Source organism: Luteimonas huabeiensis HB2, from assembly GCF_000559025.1.
GTDB lineage: Bacteria > Pseudomonadota > Gammaproteobacteria > Xanthomonadales > Xanthomonadaceae > Luteimonas > Luteimonas huabeiensis.
In genome coordinates, this window is record NZ_JAAN01000006.1 from 39,218 (window position 1) to 57,461 (window position 18,244).

The following is an 18,244-nucleotide window of genomic DNA, read 5'->3' on the forward strand; positions in this document are numbered from 1 at the left end:
CGTTTTCCGGATGCGCGGGCAACGCGTCCCCAACTCGGGGAAAATGCACGCCGACTCCCGTTTCCGATTCCCGCCCCATGGACAAAGTCTTCATCGAAGGCCTCGAGATCGAGGCGCTGATCGGCATCTACGACTGGGAACGGCGGATCCGGCAGCCGCTGGTGTTCGACCTGGAGATGGGCTTCGACAACCGCGTGCCGGCGGCCAGCGACGACATCGCCGACACGCTGGACTACAAGGCGGTGAGCAAGCGCCTGATCGCCTATGTGCAGGCGTCGGACTTCGGGCTGGTGGAGACGCTCGCCGAGCGCTGCGCGGCGCTGGTGATCGATGAGTTCGGCGTCGATTGGTTACGATTGAAGCTCAGCAAGCCGGGTGCGGTGCGCGGCGCGCGCGCGGTCGGCGTGATCATCGAACGCAGCCGCCGGGCCTGAGCGCGGGCCCGGCGCCGCGCCGCGGCCGCGGCGCGCCGACCGCAGGAGACCCCGGATGCAGGACCAGCTCGAACGCATGCGCGAATCACTCGCGCCCTTTCCGTGGGCCTACACGGCCATCGTGGTCGCTGGGCTGCTGCTGGCGGCGTGGCTGGCCAACTGGCTGACCAAGCGGGTGCTGCTGCGCGGCCTGGAGCGCGTGCTGCGGGCCATGCCGATGGGCGGCGCGCAGCACGACCACGCCGTGCGGTTGCAGGTCGTGCCGCGGCTGGCCAACGTGGTGCCCGCGCTGGTGATCTCGGCCGGCGTCTCGATGGTGCCGGACCTGCCGCCGCAGCTGGTGACCGTGGTCAAGGCGCTGTGCCAGGCGTTCGTGGTGGTGACCATCGCGCTGGCGGTCTCGCGCCTGCTCGACGCGCTCAACCGCCACTACGAGCGCCGGCCCGACGCGCGCGACAAGCCGATCAAGGGCTACGTGCAGGTGGTCAAGATCGTGATGTTCGTGCTGGTCGGCATCTCGGTGGTGGCCACCCTGATCGGCGCCGAGTTCCTGCACATCATCACCGGCCTGGGCGCGATGACCGCGGTGCTGATGCTGATCTTCCAGGACACCATCCTGTCGCTGGTGGCCAGCGTGCAGATCAGCAACGACGGCCGCGTGCGCATCGGCGACTGGATCGAGATGCCGAGCCAGAACGCCGACGGCGACGTCATCGACATCGCCCTGCACACGGTGACCGTGCGCAACTGGGACCGCACGGTGACCACGGTGCCGACCAAGAAGCTGGTCAGCGATTCGTTCAAGAACTGGCGGCAGATGTCCGAGGGCGGCGGCCGCCGGATCAAGCGCGCGCTCTATCTCGACCAGCGCAGCGTGCGCTTCTTCGGGCCGGACGAGATCGCGCGCTTCCGCCGCTTCAACCTGCTCGACGAGTACCTCGACCGCAAGGATCGCGAGCTGCGCGAATGGAACGCGGAACTGGCCGCGCGCGGCGCCGAGCCGGTCAACCACCGCCGGGTCACCAACCTCGGCACCTTCCGCGCCTACGTCGAGCAGTACCTGCGCCACCACGCCGGCATCAACCAGGCGCTGACCCTGCTGGTGCGCCAGCTGCAGCCGACCGAGCACGGCCTGCCGCTGGAGATCTACTGCTTCACCGCCGACACCCGCTGGGCGGTGTACGAGGGCATCCAGTCCGACATCTTCGACCACCTGCTGGCGATCCTGCCGGAGTTCGGGCTGCGCGTGTTCCAGCGCGCCAGCGACGCGCCGCTGGACGTCAACCTGCGCCGGGTGGAGGGGCCGCGCCCGGGGCCGGAGCCCGCGCCCGGGGCGGGGGAGCCCGGCTGAGCCCGCCGGGCGCGCGCCCGTCTCGCGCCGGCGCCCGCCATGCGCGATCATGGCGCCCCCACCGGAGCGCGCCATGCATACCGCCTGCCTCAGTCTCGGCAGCAACCTCGAGCCGGAGCATCACCTGGGCGCGGCGCTGCGGGCCCTGCGCGAGCGCTTCGGCGCGGTGCGGGTGTCGGCCTTCTATCGCACCCGCGCGGTCGGCTTCGAGGGGCCCGACTTCGTCAATGCCGCGGCGGTGATCGCCACCGAACTCGACGTGCACGCGCTCGACGCCTGGCTGCACGCGCTGGAGGACGCCCACGGCCGCGACCGCAGCGGCCCGCGCTACGGCAACCGGACCCTGGACATCGACATCGTGCTGTTCGACGACCTGATCGTGGAAGGGCCGGGTCGCTTCCGGCTGCCGCGCCCGGAGCTGCGGCACGCCTTCGTGCTGCGGCCGCTGGCCGAGATCGCGCCGGAGATCGTCGAGCCGCGCAGCGGCCGCACCCTGGCCGCGCTGTGGGCCGACTCGGAGGAGCGGGCGGTGGCGATGGACGAGGTGGCGGTCCCCGCCTGAACGCGCGCTCGCCGGCCCGGCCGGTCACATCGGCTCCCCGCCGCCCGTCGAGAAGTGACTTCCGGCGCTTGAGGGCGCGCTGCGCCGGGCGCACGATCCGCGCGTCGACGACAGGGGGTGGGCTATGCACGGGAAGTTCTCGCGCAGCTGGGCGCTGGCGAAGGCCAGCGCGGGGGTGTTGCGCTCCGACAAGGAACTGCTGCTGTTCCCGGTGATCTCGGGCATGTGCGCGCTGGTGGTGACGGCCAGCTTCGTGCTGCCGATGTCGCTGCTGGGCGGCTTCTCGCACGGGTTCACCCCGGCGCTGGCGGTGGCGGCCTTCGCGTTCTACTTCTGCCAGTACGGCGTGATCGTGTTCTTCAACTGCGCGCTGGTGGCCGCGGCCACGATCCGCCTGGAGGGCGGCGATCCGACCCTGGCCGACGGCCTGCGCGCGGCCCGGGCGCGGCTGCCGGCGATCCTCGGCTACGCCGCGATCGCGGCCACGGCGGGCGTGCTGCTGCAGACGCTGCGCAACCGCGAGGGCAGCGTCCTGGTGCGCCTGTTCGGCGCGCTGCTGGGCGCGGCGTGGACGCTGGCGACCTTCCTGGTGGTGCCCGTGCTGGTGAGCCGGCGGATCGGTCCGATCGACGCGCTGAAGGAGAGCGTGCGCCTGCTCAAGCGCACCTGGGGCGAGAACGCGATCGGCAACGTCGGCATCGGCGCCGCCTTCGGCCTGCTCACCGCCGCCACCGTGCTGGCCGGCATCGGCCTGACGGTGCTGGCCGCGCAGGCCTGGCTGGGCCTGGCGATCCTGGTCGGCGGGCTGTTCGCGATCGCGGTGCTGCTGCTGGGCGTGCTGCAGTCCGCGCTCGCCGGCGTGTACTCGGCGGTGCTGTACCGCTACGCCACGACGCGGCAGGCGCCGGCGGGGTTCCCGCCCGCGGCGCTGGAAGGGGCGTTCGTTGGGTAGGGGCCAGAGGCCAGAGGCCAGAGGCCAGGGAAAAGCGAAAAAAAGCCGAAAAGCGCGTTGCTTTCCGGTCGCGCCGGTTTAGCCTTTCCCTGGCCCCTGGCCCCCCCTGGCCCCTGGCCCCTGCCTCACCCCACCAGCCGCCCGCCGTCCACGCGCAGGCTCTCGCCGGTCACGTAGGTGGCGTCGCGCAGCAGCCAGAGCACGGCGCTGGCGATCTCCTCGGGGGTGCCGGTGCGCGCGAGCGGGGTGCCGGCCAGCATGCGCTGCTGGCGCTGCGGGTCGTCCTCGTCCTCGCCCCAGAGGATGGCGCCGGGGGCGACCGCGTTCACCCGCACCTCCGGCGCCAGATCGAGCGCCAGCGAGCGGGTCGCGGCCTCCAGCGCGGCCTTGGCCATGCAGTACAGGGCGTGCCCGGGGCGCGGCCGGCGGGCGTAGATGTCGGTCATGTTGACGATCGCCCCGCGCGCGGCGCGCAGGTGCGGAGCGGCGGCCTGGGCGAGGAAGAACGGCGCGCGCGCGTTGCTGGCGAACAGCCGGTCCCAGTCGTCCGGGGTGGCCTCGCCGATCGGGGTGGCGAAATAGGATGAGGCGTTGTTGACCAGCGCGTCGAGGCGGCCGAAGCGGCCGATGGTGCGCGCCACCAGTTCCGGCAGCCGGTCGAACTCGGCCAGTTCCGCCTGCAGGCGCAGGGTGCTGCCCGGGCGCGCGGCTTCCAGCGCTGCGACCAGCGCGTCGAACTCGGGGCGCGGGGTGCGGTAGTGCAGGGCGAGGTCGTAGCCGGCGCCGTGCAGGCGCACGGCGATCGCGGCGCCGAGGCGGTGGGCGGACCCGGTGACCAGGGCGACGGGGGCGGGGCGGGCGTTCGGATCGGGCATGCGGTCTCCGGGGAAGGCGGCCGGCGCGGGGCCGGGGGCCATCCTGCCACGCCGGCCGCGGCGCGCGCGGTCGTATCCTGTGCGCCTCGCCACGAACCGCCCGTCATGACCACTGCGCACGAAGACCCCGACGCCCTGGCCCACAGCGAGCGCCTGCAGGCGCTGATCCGCGACGAGATCCGCGCCGCCGGCGGCGCGATCCCGTTCTCGCGCTTCATGGAGCTGGCGCTCTACGCGCCGGGGCTGGGCTACTACAGCGCCGGCGCGATCAAGTTCGGTCGCGAGGGCGATTTCGTCACCGCGCCGGAGCTCGGCGCGCTGTTCGCCGAGTGCGTGGCCGAGGCGGTCGCGCCGGTGCTGCGCGGGATCGGCGAGGACGCGTGGTTCGTGGAACTGGGCGGCGGCAGCGGCCGCTTCGCCGAGCATGCGATCGGGCGGCTGCTGGCGATCGACGCGATGCCGGCGCGCTACGCCATCCTCGAGCCCAGCGCCGACCTGCGCGAGCGCCAGCGCGCGCACCTCGAGCGCCGGCTGCCCCCGGCGGCGTTCGATCGCGTGGCGTGGCTGGACGGCCCGGTGCAGACGCGCTGGCGCGGGGTGCTGTTCGCCAACGAGGTGATCGACGCCCTGCCCACGCCGCGCTTCGCGCTGCGCGGGGGCGAGGTGTACGAGGAGCACGTGGCGCTGGATGCGCAGGGCGCCTTCGCGATCGTGGACCGGCCCGCCGACGCGCTGCTGGCCGCCGCGGTGCGCCACGTCGAGCGCCAGCTCGATGCGCCGTTCGCCGACGGCTACCGCTCGGAACTGCTGCCGCAACTGCCGTACTGGGTGCAGGCGGTGATCGGCGGCCTGCAGGCGGGGGCGCTGCTGTTCGTGGACTACGGCCATCCGCGCCGCGAGTATTACCTGCCGCAGCGCACCGGCGGCACCCTGCGCGCCTTCCGCCGCCACCAGCTGCGCGAGGACGTGCTGGCCCATGCCGGCCTGCAGGACCTCACCGCCTCGGTGGACTTCACCGCGCTGGCCGAGGCGGGCACCGGCGCCGGTTTCGAGTTCGCCGGCTACTGCAACCAGGCCAGCTTCCTGATCGGCAATGGGCTGGCGCAGCGGCTGGCCGAGCACGAGGCGCGCGCGCCGGACGAGGCGGCGCGCTACGCGCTGCGCCAGCAGGTCAAGACGCTGACCCATCCCGACGCCATGGGCGAGCGCTTCCAGGCGATGGGCTTCGCGCGCGACACGGAGTTCGGGCACGCGTTCCTGGCCGGCGACCTGAGCCACCGGCTGTGACGGCGCGCGGCGGCGCGCTGAAGCCGCTGCGGCGGCCGCGGCTGTGGGTCGGCCTGTGGTGCGCGGCGATCGCCGCGGTGGTGGCGCTCTCGCTCGCGCCGCCGCCGCCGATGCCGCCGGTGGACGGCGGCGACAAGCTCGGCCACCTGCTGGCCTACGGCACGCTCTCGGCCTGCGCGGTGCAATTGTTCGCGCACGGGCGCGCGCTCGCCGCCGCCGCCGTCGGGCTGGCGCTGCTCGGCGCCGGCCTCGAGGTCGCGCAGGGCGCGCTCACCGTCACCCGCACCGCCGATCCGTTCGACGCCCTGGCCAACGCGCTCGGCGTCGCGGCCGGGCTCGCCACCCGCTTCACGCCGTGGCGCGACCTGCTGTTGCGCCTCGATGCCCGCTTCTGAAAACCTGTTCACGATCTTGCTGCGCTTGCCAGCTGGCGCGCGTGCGGTGCTCGGAATGCTCATGTACCACTCGTACATTGCGCTTCCTGCGCTCCGCCACGCGCCATCTGACTGCGCTCACGACAGATCGTGAACAGGTTCTGAGCGCGTGGGCTTGCTACGCTGCGCGCCCTCGTCCCGCCGGAACCGCCCATGCTGCCGCCGCCCGCCATCGCCGCCCACCTGCCGGACGCCGTCCGCGCCGCGCAGCGGCTGGCCTGGGCGCGCGCGGCCACCGGCGAGCCCGCGCTGACGCTGGAGCGCGCCTCGACCGACGCCGGTTTCCGTAGCTACTGGCGCGCGGCCACCGCGGCCGGCCCGCGCATCGTCATGGATTCGCCGCCGGGCCTGGAGGACGCGGCCGGCTGGCTGCGCCTGCACGCGCTGCTGACCGCGCACGGCGTGCGCGTGCCGGCGGTGCTGGCGCGCGACGAGGCCGCCGGCTTCCTGCTGCTGGAGGACCTGGGCGCGCGCACCGCGCTGCAGGCGCTGGACGGGCTCGATGCCGACGCGCTGATGGCGGCGGCCTTCGAGCAACTGCTGCGGCTGCAGGCGATCGAGCCGCCGGCATGGCTGCCCGACTACGGCCGCGCGCTGGTCGAGCGCGACCTGGGCCTGTTCCACGACTGGTTCCTGGGCCGCCACCTGGGCGTCGCGCTCGACGCCGACGAAGCCGCCGAATGGCAGGCGATGCGCGAGCGGGTGCTGGCCGCCACCCTGGCGCAGCCGCAGGTGCTGGTGCACCGCGACTACATCCTGCGCAACCTGATGCCGGTGGACGGCGGCGTGGCCGTGCTGGACTTCCAGGACGCGGTGCGCGGCCCGATCGCCTACGACCCGGCCAGCCTGCTGCGCGACGCCTTCCACACCTGGCCGGCCGACCGCGCCGACGCCTGGCTGCGCGACTACCACGCGCGCGCCCGCGCGGCCGGATTGCCGGTGTCGGCGCTGGCGCGCTTCCTGCACGATGCCGCGCTGATGGGCGCGCAGCGGCACCTGAAGATCCTGGGCATCTTCGCCCGCCTGCACCACCGCGACGGCAAGCCGCACTACCTGCGCGACGCGCCGCGTTTCCTGGGCTACCTGGACGAGGCGTTGCCCGGCCTGCCCGAACTGGCGCCGCTGGCCGGCCTGCTCGATCGCCACGTGCGCCCGCGGTTGGCCGGGTAAGCGCGTTCGCGCGCCCGCTCACCCGACCGCGCGCCGCCCGAGGGTAGGGTGACGGCGCGCCAGCCCGAGGACATGCAGATGGACGATCTGTTCGCTTCCGCCCCGTCGCCGGTCGACGGCATCCGTACCGGCATCGGTGGCTGGACCTATGCGCCGTGGCGCGGCGGCGCCTTCTATCCGCCGGGCCTGGTGCAGAAGCGCGAACTCGAATACGCCAGCCGCCGGCTGACCGCGATCGAGATCAACGGCACCTGGTACGCCGCGCAGAAGCCGCAGACCTACGCGCGCTGGCGCGAAGAGACGCCGCCCGGCTTCGTGTTCTCGCTGAAGGCGCCGCGGCGCATCGCCGAGGCGAAGCGACTGGCGGAGGCGGCGCCGCAGGCGCGCGCCTTCGTCGAGGGCGGCCTGGCCGAACTGGGCGACCGCCTGGGGCCGATCCTGTGGCAGTTCGGGCCGCGCCGTGCGTTCGACCGCGACGACTTCGCCGGCTTCCTCGACCGCCTGCCGCGCACGCTGGCCGGCGCCCCGCTGCGCCACGTGCTGGAGGTGCGCCACGACAGTTTCCGCAGTCCCGAGTACCTGGCCCTGGCGCGCGCCCACAACCTGCCCACCGTGTTCACCGATTCGCCCGACTACCCCTCGTTCGCCGACCCGACCGGCGACTTCGTCTACGCGCGCCTGATGCGCAGCCGCGAGACCGTGGCCAGCGGCTACCCGGCCCGCGAACTGGACGCCTGGGCCGAGCGCGCCCGCGCCTGGGCGCGCGGCGAATCGCCGCCCGACCTGCCCTACGTCGAATCGCCACCGCCGCCCGCCGCCCCGCGCGAGGTGTTCGTGTACTTCATCGGCGCCGGCAAGGTGCGCAACCCCGCCGCCGCGATGGCGCTGCACGCGCGGCTGCGCGCAGCGCCCGCCGCCTAAGGTGGGAAAGCCTGGATAGACCGTACCCCGGATATTGTCCCGACGCCCTGCGGCGGCCGTACCGCGATAGGACGGCGCCCGACGGGCGGGCGCCGTCGCGGCCTCACACGGGATCGCAACAGTAGAATTCCGTTCCGCCGAAGTCGCACCCAGGGTATTCGGGGCAGGCTACGCGCTCAGGACTGTTGGAGCTCAGCGCCTGCGCCGCTCCTACGCCCATCGCGCCCATCACCAGCGCCAGCAGCAGACCCTTGGCGATCCGGCTCTTGTTGATTTTCATCTTCGCTCTCCTTCGCTTGCATCGAGGCGACTCCGCTCCGCCCTTCGGAGAGGATCGCCGCCAGGATCTCCTGGACGCCTGTCGCATCGACCAGGCCCGCGTGCGAGAAACGCACGCGTCCATCGCTGTCGATGAGCAGGACCGCAGGCACTGCGCGCACCCCGAGTTGGCTATGGTGGCGCGCGTCGGACCGGAAGATCGGGATGTCGAGCGCGCGCTCGCGCACGTAGCGCTGCAGGCGTGCGGGCTCCGCGCGCGAGAGGCCGACAGGTTCGATGCCTGCTATGCGTGCGCGCTCGAGAAGTGGGCGCAGCGCAGGCAGCGATCGTTCGCACACCGGGCAGTCCGGATCGAATACGTACATCAAGCGTATGGTGCCCGCGCCGGCGCCGAGTTCGGCCTGCCGCCCAGCGAGGTCGGAAAGCGGCAGCGTCGGCAGCCAGGCGCCCACGCGGGGAGCAGCGCTGGCCCGCCACAATGCGTCGTGTGCGCGCTGCAGGCGCTGGTTCTGCAGCACGAGGGCAACGATCACCGCAGACGCGGCCGCGAGCAGCATCCAGAGCAGCCAAGGCGTGCGACGTTCCCCCATGCGGACATAGATCGCATGTCCGTAGCGTGGTTTCCGTGACGCGGCTCGCGATCCCTCGATGCGGCTCCTCCGGCGCGACGCGTGTCGTCCGCTCCGGAAACAACGGTGCCGCCGGGGATACGGCCGTTGCACAGACGATCGCAATCCTTGCGTAGCACGGCGGTCGGATGGAGCGAACGCGCGTTCCGGCTCCGTCAGCCCGGGTCCGCCGGCGCGCGGCACCAGGCCTCGATCGCTGCCGGCGCGTTCTCCAGGCCCTCGCGCGCGGCCAGTTCCCAGGGGCGTTCGCACTGCGCGGTGCGTTCGCACCAGGCGTAGCCGGCCGAGCCGATGCAGCCGTGGGCATCGCGGTCCGATCCGGGCATGGGGGCGCCGGCGGGCATTGCGGCGGCGGCGGGCATTGCGGCGGCGGCGGGCGTGGCCGATGGCGTGGGCGCGCAGGCGGCGAGGAGCAACAGCAGCGGCAGGGCGGACACGATGCGCATGGAGGTCTCCGGTCAGTGGCGTGGGACGGCGTCGATGGCGGCGATCCGCGCCCGGCGCAGGGCCTGCCCGATCTCCGGGCCGGACAGGCCCTCGGCGGCGAGGTCGCGGGCGCCGACGGCGAGCGCGGCGGCGTGGAGGCGGCGCAGCAGGTCGCCTTGCGGATACGGCGCGTCGGCCAGGCCGAGGCGGCCGCGCTTGTCGGCCTCGCAGACGAGGGCCAGCTGGCCGATGCGCGCGGGCTTGCGGAAGCCGTCGCAGCGGGCGATCAGGTCGTGCACGGTGGCCGCGCGCAGCTCGGCGATGCGATGCACGTTGAGATGCTCGCGGCAGGCGACGACGGCCAGCTCGCGATGCGCGGCGGGCACCTTCAGCCGCGCGCACAACGCCTCCAGCGGCGCGAGGCCGGCATGTTCGTGGCCGACGTGGCGCGGCAGCCGGTGCGCCGGCGTCAGCGCCTTGCCGAGGTCGTGGGTCAGCGCGGCGAAGCCGATGACCGCGTCGCCGGGCGCCAGCGTCGCGGCCATGTCGCAGACCATCTCGACGTGCGCGCCGGTGTCGATCTCGGGGTGGTACTCCGCGCGCTGCGGCACGCCGTACAGCGCGTCCACCTCCGGCAGCACCGCGGCCAGGGCGCCGGCCTCGCGCAGGGTGCGCAGGAAGGCCGAGGGCCGCGCCGCGGCCAGCGCGCGCGCCAGCTCCTGCCAGACCCGCTCCGGCGTCAGTTCGGCCAGTTCGCCGCTCTCGGCCATCGCGCGCATCAGCGCCCGGGTCTCGTCGGCCACGCGGAAGCCCAGCGGCGCCAGCCGCGCCATGAAGCGGGCCGCGCGCAGCACCCGCAGCGGGTCCTCGGCGAAGGCGGCGCCGACGTGGCGCAGCACGCGCGCGTCGAGGTCGGCCGCGCCGCCGAAGGGATCGACCAGCCGGCCCTGCGCGTCCTCGGCGATGGCGTTGATGGTGAAGTCGCGCCGCGCCAGGTCCTGCTCCAGCGTCACCGAGGGATCGGCGTGCACGACGAAGCCGCGATGGCCGCGCCCGCTCTTGCGCTCGGTGCGCGCGAGCGCGTATTCCTCGCCGGTGCCGGGATGCAGGAACACCGGGAAATCCCGGCCCACGCGGCGGTAGCCGGCGGCTTCCATCGCTTCCGGCGTGGCGCCGACCACGACGTAGTCGCGGTCGCCCGGCGGCAGGCCGAGCAGGCGATCGCGCACCGCGCCGCCGACGAGGTACGCGTTCATGCCAGGGTGCGCGCGGCCAGCAGCCGCAGCAGCGCGCTCGCGTCCACCTTGCGGCCGAACTTGCGCACCAGCGGCGCCGGCCGCCCCGACAGCCACAGCCGCAGCTCGGCGTCGAGGTCGAAGCTGCCGGCGGTCTCGACGGAGAACGACACGATGCTGCGGTAGGGGATGCAGTGGGTCTCGACCTTGCTGCCGGTCAGGCCCTGCTTGTCGATCAGCAGCAGGCGGCGGTCGGTGAACACCACCAGGTCGCGGTACAGCACGAACGCGCGCTCGACGCGCTCGCCCTCGATCAGCAGCGGCGCGAGGTCGCGCGCTACCGCGTCGGGGGCGGCGTCGCTGGCGTTGCCGAGCAGTGCGTCGAACAGGCCCATGGGCGGCTTCCGCGGTCGGGGAGGGCGACAGCTTAGGACATGACGCGCCGCGGCCTCACGCCGCTTCGTCGCCGGCGGCGGCAGCCGCGTCGGGACAGGCGAAGGGCTTGCGCGCGGCGTCCACGCGTCCCTGCATGCGCTCGCTCACCGGCACCGCGGCGCCGTGCAGCCGCCAGTCGTAGATCACGCTGAAGGCCAGCACGCGCGCGACGTACTCGCGGGTCTCGCGGTAGCTGATGGTCTCGATCCAGAAATCCGCGTCCATCCCCGCACGCTGCGCCTGCCAGCGCTGCACGGGCGCCGGCCCGGCGTTGTAGGCGGCGATGGCCACGTACGGCAGGCCGTACTTCTCCTTCATCTCGCGCAGGTAGGCGCTGCCCAGGCGGATGCTGGTGGCCGGGTCGTACAGGCTCTCGGCGCCGCCCCAGGGCAGGCCCAGCCGGCGCGCCACCGCGGCGCCGGTGGCCGGCAGCACCTGCATCAGCCCGCGGGCGTCGGCGGGCGAGCGCGCGCGCGGGTTGAAGGTGCTCTCGGCGCGGATCTCGGCGGCGATCCATGCCGGGTCCAGGCCGTTGCGGCGGGCCTCGGTGCGGATCAGCTCGTCGTGGTGCAGCGGGAAGCGCAGCGCGTAGAGCCGCGATTCCTCCGGCTGCCGGCCGAGGCCGAAGATCGCGCGGTCGAACCAGCCGTTGTCCTGCGCCACCTGCACCGCGATGCGGCGCTGGCGGTCGTCGAACTTCTCCAGCGCGGCGTTCCACTCGCGCGTCGCCCAGCCGGGCCGGTCGGCGCGCAACAGCGCCATCGCGCGGACGATCTCCGGCGTGTTGGCCACCCGCGCGCGCGAGGAGGCGTCGATGTCGAGCGTCATCGGACACAGCGCGTAGGGTGCGCCGAGGCGGTCGGCGGCGAGGAAGCCGTGGAAGGTCGGCGACCGCGCGGCGCGCGCGTACAGCGGCCGCGCGCGCTCGGGCGCGCCCAGCAGTTCGTGCAGGCGCGCCTCGAAGTAGGTCCAGCGCGGGTCCTCGCGCTGCGCCTGCGGCATGCGTTCGATCGCCGCCAGCGCGGCGCGCCAGTCCGAGCGCGCCAGGCCCTCGCGCACCTGCCACTCGTGCAGGCGGTCGTCGTAGGCGGCCAGCGGGACCAATGCCAGCCGGCGCGCCGAATCGGGCAGGTACGAGGCCACCGTCCACAGCGCGATCTGGTGCAGCACGCGCCCGCGCTCGGCCTCGTCGAAGCCCAGCGCGGCGGCATAGCCCGGCAACTGCGCTTCGGCCGCATCCGGCGACGCCTTGCCGAACTTCGCCAGCCCGTGCGAGGCGACCAGCCGGCTGCGCGGCGTCTTCGGCCACTGCAGCGCGCGCGCATGCGGCGCCTGCACGAAGGCGGCGTAGTCCTCGGCCAGCGCGCGTTCTTCGGCCGGCAGGCCGGCGGCGGCGGCCCGCATGACCCCCGGGTTCCAGGCGGCGGCGGCCAGTTCCAGCCGCTCCCAGCGCAGCGCCGGCGTCAGCGCGCCGCGCGCGTCCAGCGCGGCGAACGGCGCGTCGCACGCGTCGGGCAGCGAATCGCCGCTGCTGCGCCAGATCGCCGCCACCGCCTCGTCCCAGGCCGCGTCCGCCGCGCCCAGGCGCGATCGCGCGTCGAGCTCGATGCAGCGCAGCGCGGTGTTGCCGATGTCGGGCGACCACGCGGCGCGGATGCCGGCCCAGTCCTGACGCTTGTGCAGCGCGCGCAGCCAGTCCTCGCGGAACGCCGCGGCCACCGCCTGGCCCTGGTAGCGCTGGAGGAAATCGGCGGCCTGCGCCGACGGCAGGGTGTCGAGGCCGCGCCGCAATTGCGCGTATTCGATCCAGCCGGCGGCCGGGTGGTTGCGCATCTGCGGCGGTACCGGCTGGCCGCGCGCGGCGGCCTCCAGCGCGCCGCGCAGCTCGAGATCGGCGGCCGACTGCGCGCGCGCGGTGGCGCCGGGCAGCAGGCCCGCCAGCAGCGCGAGCGCGGTCGCGGCGAGGGTGAAGGCGGAAGCGTTTCGCATGCGCGCGACTATAGCCAAGCGCGGATGAAGTCCGGCCCATCGCCGGCCCGGGGCGCGGCTGCGCTAACCTCCCCGCCTCCCGGAAACCGGAACCGACATGGTCACGCTGATGCTGTTCTTCCTCGCCCTGGGCGCCATCGCCGGGGTGCTCGCCGGATTGCTCGGCATCGGTGGCGGCCTGGTGCTGGTCGCGGCGCTGGCCTGGTTCCTGCCGCTGCACGGCGTGCCGCGCGAAGCGGGCATGCACGCGGCCCTGGCCAGTTCGATGGCCAGCATCGTGCTGACCGCCACGTCCTCGGCCTGGGCGCACCACCGCCGCGGCAGCGTGCTGTGGCCGACGGTGAAGTGGATGGTGCCGGGCGTCTTGATCGGCGGCTGGCTCGGCAGCCGCTTCGCGATCTCGCTCGACGGCGACGTGCTGAAGTGGTGCGTGGCGGTGTACTGCTTCGTGGTCGGCGCGCAGATGGCGCTGTCCGGCCCGCCGAAGACCCGGGCCGAGGCCGTCGTGCCGAAAGGTCCGGGCATGACCGCCGCCGGCGGCGCGATCGGCGCGATGTCCTCGCTGGTGGGGATCGGCGGCGGCAGCATGACCGTGCCGCTGCTGGTCTGGCGCGGGGTGGCGCCGGTGCGCGCGGTGGGCACGTCCTCGGCCTGCGGCGTGTTCATCGGCCTGTCGGCGGCCGCCGGCTACGCCCTGCAGGCCCCGCCCGGCGCGCTGCCCGAGCATGCCATCGGCTACGTCTACCTGCCCGCCGCCATCGGCGTGGCGATCGCCTCCGTGCTCGCCGCGCCCTACGGCACCCGGCTGGCCCACGCGATCAGCGGCACCGCCCTCAAGCGCGTCTTCGCGGCCTTCCTGATCCTGGTGGGCGCCAGCCTGGCGCTGTGGTGAGCGCGGGCGTCGAACCGCCTTGCCGGGCGCGCCATCGCGACGACGGGCGCGCGGTGTTCGTCCGCACGCCGTGCGCACCGGGCGCCTGTTTCGCAGCAGCCGGCTCGCGTCGCGCGCCGGCATCGAACGCGACCCCGACTCAGTGATGCGCGTCGCGGTTTCTGTTTAACGATTTCGTTACAACGGCATGACCGCCGCATGGACAGGGGCATCGGCGGCGACCCATCTTCCATGGAGAGCACGATGAGCCTGCCGAACCCTTCCCGCCTGGCGCGCGCGGTCCAGTTGTCCCTGCTGCTCGCCCTGCCCGCCGCCGCCGCCGCCCAGCAGCCCGCGCCGGCCTCGCCCGCCGAGGCCGCCACCCGCACACTGGACGCGGTGCAGGTCACCGGCACCCGCATCCGCCGGGCCGAACTGGAAGGGCAGGTGCCGGTGCACACGCTGAGCCGGCAGGACATCGAGCGCACCGGCCTCACCTCGATCGGCGACGTGGTGCAGCAGCTCACCGGCTCCGGCTCGGCGCTCAACACCAAGTTCAACTCCTCCGGCAACTTCGGCTTTCCGCCCGACGGCAGCGGCGTGGGCGCGGGCTCGGCGCAGGTGGACCTGCGCCACCTGGGCGCCAAGCGCGTGCTGGTGCTGGTGGACGGCATCCGCTGGGTCAACGAGTCCTCGGCCTCCGGCGTGGGCGCCGCGACCGATCTCAACACCATTCCGCTGGCCATCGTCGATCGCATCGAGGTGCTGGAGGACGGCGCCTCCTCGCTGTACGGCTCCGACGCGATCGCCGGCGTGGTCAACATCATCACCCGGCGCGACTTCGACGGCGGCCAGGTCACCCTCGACTACGGCCGCTTCGGCGAGGGCGACGGCACCAGCAAGGGCGCCGACTTCGCCTGGGGCCGCACCACCGAGCGCAGCAGCCTGTTCCTGGCGCTGAGCCATACCGAGCAGGACGCGGTGTACGCGCGCGACCGCGAGCAGTCGCGCTTCCCGGTGCCGGGCACCGGCGTGGCGCTGGGCAGTTCCGGTACGCCGACCGGACGTTTCTGGATTACGGACCCGAATACCGGCGTCACACTCGACATCACCCCCAACACCGGCAACAGCGCGCCGGTCTACGACCCCACCCAGACCGGCTGCGACCGCACCGACGGCTTCCACTGCTTCGGCGCCGCCGACCGCTTCAACTTCGCCGAGTACAACCTGCTGATGACGCCTTCCGAGCGCACCGGCGTGTTCGGCCAGTTCCGCTTCGACATCACCCCCAACCTGCAGTGGTACGCCAAGGCGCTGTACAACCGCCGCGAGTCCACCAACCAGGCCGCGCCCGAGCCGATCTTCCTCGGCCCCGAGGCCGGCACCGGCAATCCGCTGGCCGACGAGATCACCATCTCCGCGCGCAACCCCTACAACCCGTTCGGCTTCGACCTGGTCTCGGGCGAAAGCCTGATCATGATCGGCCGCCGCCCGGTGGAGGGCGGCGCGCGCGTGTTCGAGCAGAAGGTCGACACGCAGTACTTCAACACCGGCCTGGTCGGCAGCTTCGACGTCGGCAACGCGATCTGGTTCTGGGACGTCAACGCCGCCTGGAGCCGCAACAAGGCCAGGCAGGCCAACTACGGCAGCTACAACATCCACAACATCGCCCTGGCGCTGGGCGATCCCGACGCCTGCGCCGCGGTGGCCGGCTGCGTGCCGCTGAACATCTTCGGCGGTCCCGGCACCATCACCCCCGAGATGCTGGCCTGGATCCAGCCGGTGGTGCGCGACGAGAGCCAGAACGAGCTGAGCCTGGTGTCCGCCAACCTGTCCGGCGACCTGTTCCGACTGCCCGGCGGCCACGTCGCCTTCGCCGCCGGCTACGAGTACCGCAAGTACGAAGGCTGGTACCAGCCCGACCCGCTGACCGTGCGCGGCCACTACAACGGCGTGCCCTCGCTGCCGACCTCCGGCGAATACGACGTCAACGAGGTGTTCGTCGAGCTCGAGGTGCCGATCTTCGGCGAGGGCGCCTGGGGCAAGGGCCTCGACCTCAGCCTGGCCGGCCGCTATTCCGACTATTCCACCTTCGGCGGCGAGTTCACGCCCAAGTACGGCCTGCGCTGGCAGGTCAGCGACGACTTCCTGCTGCGCGCCACCTACGCCGAAGGTTTTCGCGCGCCCTCGATCGGCGAGCTGTACGGCTCCGACAGCCGCTTCGACGCCCAGCTGCGCGACCCCTGCTCCGAGCCCTTCCTCGACCCGTCGGTGGAAGGCAATTGCCGCGCGCTGGGCGTGCCGGCCGGCTACGCCCAGCCTAACCCGCAGATATCGGTGACCACCGGCGGCAACCGCGAACTCGAGCCCGAGCGCGCCCGCAGCTTCACCACCGGCTTCGTGTGGAGCCCGTGGTTCGCCAACGGCACCTCCTGGGCCGAGCGCTTCGACTTCGAGGTCACCTACTACCGCCACGACATCCAGGGCCCGATCCAGGCGCTGTCGGCGCAGGCGCAGCTCGACCTGTGCGTGCAGACGCTGTCGGCCGAGTACTGCGACGGCATCGGCCGCGCCGCCACCGGCGGCATCAACGCCTTCAACAACCGCCTGACCAACCTCGGCTCGATCAAGACCGACGGCTGGGACGTGGACCTGTACTGGACCACCCCGGACACCGCCGCCGGCCGCTTCGCCTTCGCCTGGCAGAACAGCTTCGTCGGCCGCTACGAGGCGATCGGCGGCGCCGGCCAGCGCCAGCCGCGCCGCCCCGGCATCGAGGTCGAGGACAGCGCGATCCCCGAGTGGACCTCCACCGCCTCGCTCGACTGGACCCGCAACGCCTGGAACGCTTCCTGGGCGGTGCGCCACATCTCCGACCTGGTCGAGGACTGCGGGGATGCCGTCTCGTTCCCGGTCTGTCGCAACCCGGAGGACGGCACCAACCGGCTCGGCTCCACCACCTACCACGACGTCCAGCTCGGCTATCGCTTCGACTGGATGCAGGGCCTCACCCTCACCGCCGGCGTCAACAACGTGTTCGAGAAGGAGCCTCCGATCTGCCTCTCCTGCTCGCTCAACGGCTACGACGCCTCCACCTACGACATCCCCGGCGGCCGCTTCTGGTACGTGCGGGCGGATTTGAGGTTTTGAGGCCGCGATCGTCGGAGATCGCCTCGCCGAGCGCCGGGTAGCCGCGCCCGGCGCAGGAGTAGCCGATGCCATCGTGGGCCGGTTTGTCGATCGTCCTGCCGCAGGGTGCCCGGTGGATGCGCGCCACCAGCGCGCAGGCGGCATCTGTGGTCGCTACCGAGCTGTGCAGCAGGTCGGTGTGGTTACTGTTTCGAAGCTGTTGTCGTTCGCCGCCGCGTAGCGGATGCCGATCTGCCTGCTGCAGGACGTTTCCAGTGCAGTGACCGCGTAAGCAAACCTGCCCCAATTTTTTTTGACTCATGAAGCTGGATCAGTTGTTCTCCGGCCCCAGTTCTCAGTGCCCATGTTCTTGTTGCTTACCGGCGTCGTCGTCCAAATAACTGATCTCGAAGAGCATAAATCAGAAACGGCTGAGGAGCGCTGAAGCAAATTAGAAGCACGCGAAAAGATGCCTTGACGTCATACGTAAAGAAGTAGATCGTTGCCGGGAATATGGCGCAAACAAGAAGGTACAATTCTGCTCGAAGAAGCACTCGGAATCTCATTCTCATCGCCTCTTATCGAGTTGCGTCTCAACTGCTTTGTCTACCGCGCCAGCTGCCGCATCGACGCCAATCTGTGCAGACGCTTGACCACCTGTTGTGGCCACCTCGCCTACGCGCAACGCGGACTGAGTGGTTGAAGCAATATTGGGGGCGCCAGGTGACGAGGAAGCCGCAGCTCGCTCGAGGTTTGAAACGCTCGACAAGCCAATGCGTGCACCAGCACCAGATGCCGCTCCGCCAATGGCACCTGAAACTGCCATTTTGACTCCATCAGGCGCTTCACCGTTTGCTATATCTTTTGCTCCTGACCCCAATGCAGAGGCTGCACCGCCGGCCATACCCGTTTGAATAGCAGCCTGTCCAGCAGTGATGGTGCCTCTTGCTGCCTGCGTGGCAAGACGCCCTCCAAGCCCACCAGTTACTGCGCCGACAGCTACGGCAACAGCCACGTCCGTTTTGTCAATTTGGGAGAAGGATTTCCCTTCCACTCCCATTTGAATACCAACCTCAATGAGTCCGCCAATGATTCCACCAACCACACCAAATCGCCCGTCCGGATCGGTGAACTTATACGGGTTGCTGTTGGCGTAGCGATACCGATTGAACGTCACTAACGGCTGGTCGTAAGCCGTTACAGGATCGACGGACAGGAACAGCCCGATACCGGGATCGTAGTAGCGCTGCTGCATGTACACCAGG

General features: G+C 72.1%; 17 protein-coding genes. 10 read left to right on the plus strand and 7 right to left on the minus strand.

Features of this window, described 5'->3' with window-relative positions; all coding sequences use genetic code 11:
* Window positions 1-77: 77 nt before the first annotated feature.
* From folB to Z164_RS0101695, 4 genes are all read left to right on the plus strand, one after another.
* Entirely contained in the window at window positions 78-434 is a 357-nt protein-coding gene (gene folB, locus Z164_RS19735; RefSeq protein WP_043688968.1) for a dihydroneopterin aldolase, read from the plus strand.
* Window positions 435-489: 55 nt separating this feature from the next.
* Entirely contained in the window at window positions 490-1,785 is a 1,296-nt protein-coding gene (locus Z164_RS0101685) for a mechanosensitive ion channel family protein (protein WP_024889020.1), read from the plus strand.
* Between the two features lie 73 nt (window positions 1,786-1,858).
* Window positions 1,859-2,347 (plus strand): 2-amino-4-hydroxy-6-hydroxymethyldihydropteridine diphosphokinase, encoded by a 489-nt coding sequence (gene folK / locus Z164_RS0101690; protein ID WP_024889021.1) that lies wholly within the window; start codon window positions 1,859-1,861, stop codon window positions 2,345-2,347.
* A gap of 124 nt (window positions 2,348-2,471) precedes the next feature.
* Window positions 2,472-3,299, plus strand: coding sequence for a DUF6159 family protein (locus tag Z164_RS0101695; RefSeq protein ID WP_024889022.1), 828 nt, complete (start codon window positions 2,472-2,474; stop codon window positions 3,297-3,299).
* Between the two features lie 125 nt (window positions 3,300-3,424).
* Here Z164_RS0101695 and Z164_RS0101700 read toward each other — a convergent pair whose 3' ends face one another.
* Window positions 3,425-4,174: a pteridine reductase gene (locus Z164_RS0101700; protein ID WP_024889023.1), complete on the minus strand. Its 750-nt coding sequence runs from the start codon at window positions 4,172-4,174 to the stop codon at window positions 3,425-3,427.
* 105 nt (window positions 4,175-4,279) lie between these two features.
* Between Z164_RS0101700 and Z164_RS0101705 the strand changes: the two genes are divergently transcribed.
* The 4 genes from Z164_RS0101705 to Z164_RS19745 all read left to right on the plus strand — a co-directional run bounded on the left by Z164_RS0101705 (window position 4,280) and on the right by Z164_RS19745 (window position 7,986).
* The gene (locus tag Z164_RS0101705; protein WP_024889024.1) at window positions 4,280-5,461 is read left to right on the plus strand and encodes a class I SAM-dependent methyltransferase; all 1,182 of its coding nucleotides are present in this window, start codon (window positions 4,280-4,282) and stop codon (window positions 5,459-5,461) included.
* Entirely contained in the window at window positions 5,458-5,856 is a 399-nt protein-coding gene (locus Z164_RS0101710) for a VanZ family protein (protein WP_024889025.1), read from the plus strand. The genes Z164_RS0101705 and Z164_RS0101710 overlap by 4 nt, the downstream gene beginning before the upstream one ends.
* 192 nt (window positions 5,857-6,048) lie before the next feature.
* Window positions 6,049-7,065, plus strand: coding sequence for an aminoglycoside phosphotransferase family protein (locus tag Z164_RS19740; RefSeq protein WP_052338325.1), 1,017 nt, complete (start codon window positions 6,049-6,051; stop codon window positions 7,063-7,065).
* 78 nt (window positions 7,066-7,143) lie between these two features.
* Window positions 7,144-7,986 carry a DUF72 domain-containing protein gene (locus Z164_RS19745; RefSeq protein WP_043688987.1) on the plus strand — a complete coding sequence of 281 codons (843 nt, stop codon included), beginning with the start codon at window positions 7,144-7,146 and terminating at the stop codon, window positions 7,984-7,986.
* Window positions 7,987-8,162: 176 nt separating this feature from the next.
* Here the strand turns inward: Z164_RS19745 and Z164_RS0101725 are convergent, their stop codons facing one another.
* The 5 genes from Z164_RS0101725 to Z164_RS0101745 all read right to left on the minus strand — a co-directional run bounded on the left by Z164_RS0101725 (window position 8,163) and on the right by Z164_RS0101745 (window position 12,979).
* Window positions 8,163-8,822: a peroxiredoxin family protein gene (locus tag Z164_RS0101725; RefSeq protein WP_024889026.1), complete on the minus strand. Its 660-nt coding sequence runs from the start codon at window positions 8,820-8,822 to the stop codon at window positions 8,163-8,165.
* A 227-nt stretch (window positions 8,823-9,049) separates the two neighbouring features.
* A complete protein-coding gene (locus tag Z164_RS0101730) occupies window positions 9,050-9,340 on the minus strand; it encodes a hypothetical protein (RefSeq protein ID WP_024889027.1) in 291 nt (96 codons plus the stop codon).
* A 12-nt stretch (window positions 9,341-9,352) separates the two neighbouring features.
* Complete coding sequence (locus tag Z164_RS0101735; RefSeq protein ID WP_024889028.1) at window positions 9,353-10,576, minus strand: multifunctional CCA addition/repair protein; 1,224 nt, start codon at window positions 10,574-10,576, stop codon at window positions 9,353-9,355.
* Complete coding sequence (locus Z164_RS0101740; RefSeq protein ID WP_024889029.1) at window positions 10,573-10,950, minus strand: PH domain-containing protein; 378 nt, start codon at window positions 10,948-10,950, stop codon at window positions 10,573-10,575. Before Z164_RS0101740 ends, Z164_RS0101735 begins: the two co-directional genes overlap by 4 nt.
* A 55-nt stretch (window positions 10,951-11,005) precedes the next feature.
* On the minus strand, window positions 11,006-12,979 hold the full coding sequence (locus Z164_RS0101745; protein ID WP_024889030.1) for a lytic transglycosylase domain-containing protein: 1,974 nt from the start codon (window positions 12,977-12,979) through the stop codon (window positions 11,006-11,008).
* A gap of 97 nt (window positions 12,980-13,076) precedes the next feature.
* Here Z164_RS0101745 and Z164_RS0101750 point away from each other — a divergent pair, with 97 nt between their 5' ends.
* Window positions 13,077-13,871 carry a sulfite exporter TauE/SafE family protein gene (locus Z164_RS0101750; RefSeq protein WP_024889031.1) on the plus strand — a complete coding sequence of 265 codons (795 nt, stop codon included), beginning with the start codon at window positions 13,077-13,079 and terminating at the stop codon, window positions 13,869-13,871.
* Window positions 13,872-14,114: 243 nt separating this feature from the next.
* On the plus strand, window positions 14,115-17,000 hold the full coding sequence (locus tag Z164_RS0101755; protein ID WP_024889032.1) for a TonB-dependent receptor: 2,886 nt from the start codon (window positions 14,115-14,117) through the stop codon (window positions 16,998-17,000).
* A 547-nt stretch (window positions 17,001-17,547) separates the two neighbouring features.
* Here the strand turns inward: Z164_RS0101755 and Z164_RS23195 are convergent.
* Window positions 17,548-18,244 (minus strand): RHS repeat-associated core domain-containing protein (locus Z164_RS23195; protein ID WP_236621733.1); only part of this gene is annotated, 697 nt, incomplete at its 5' end.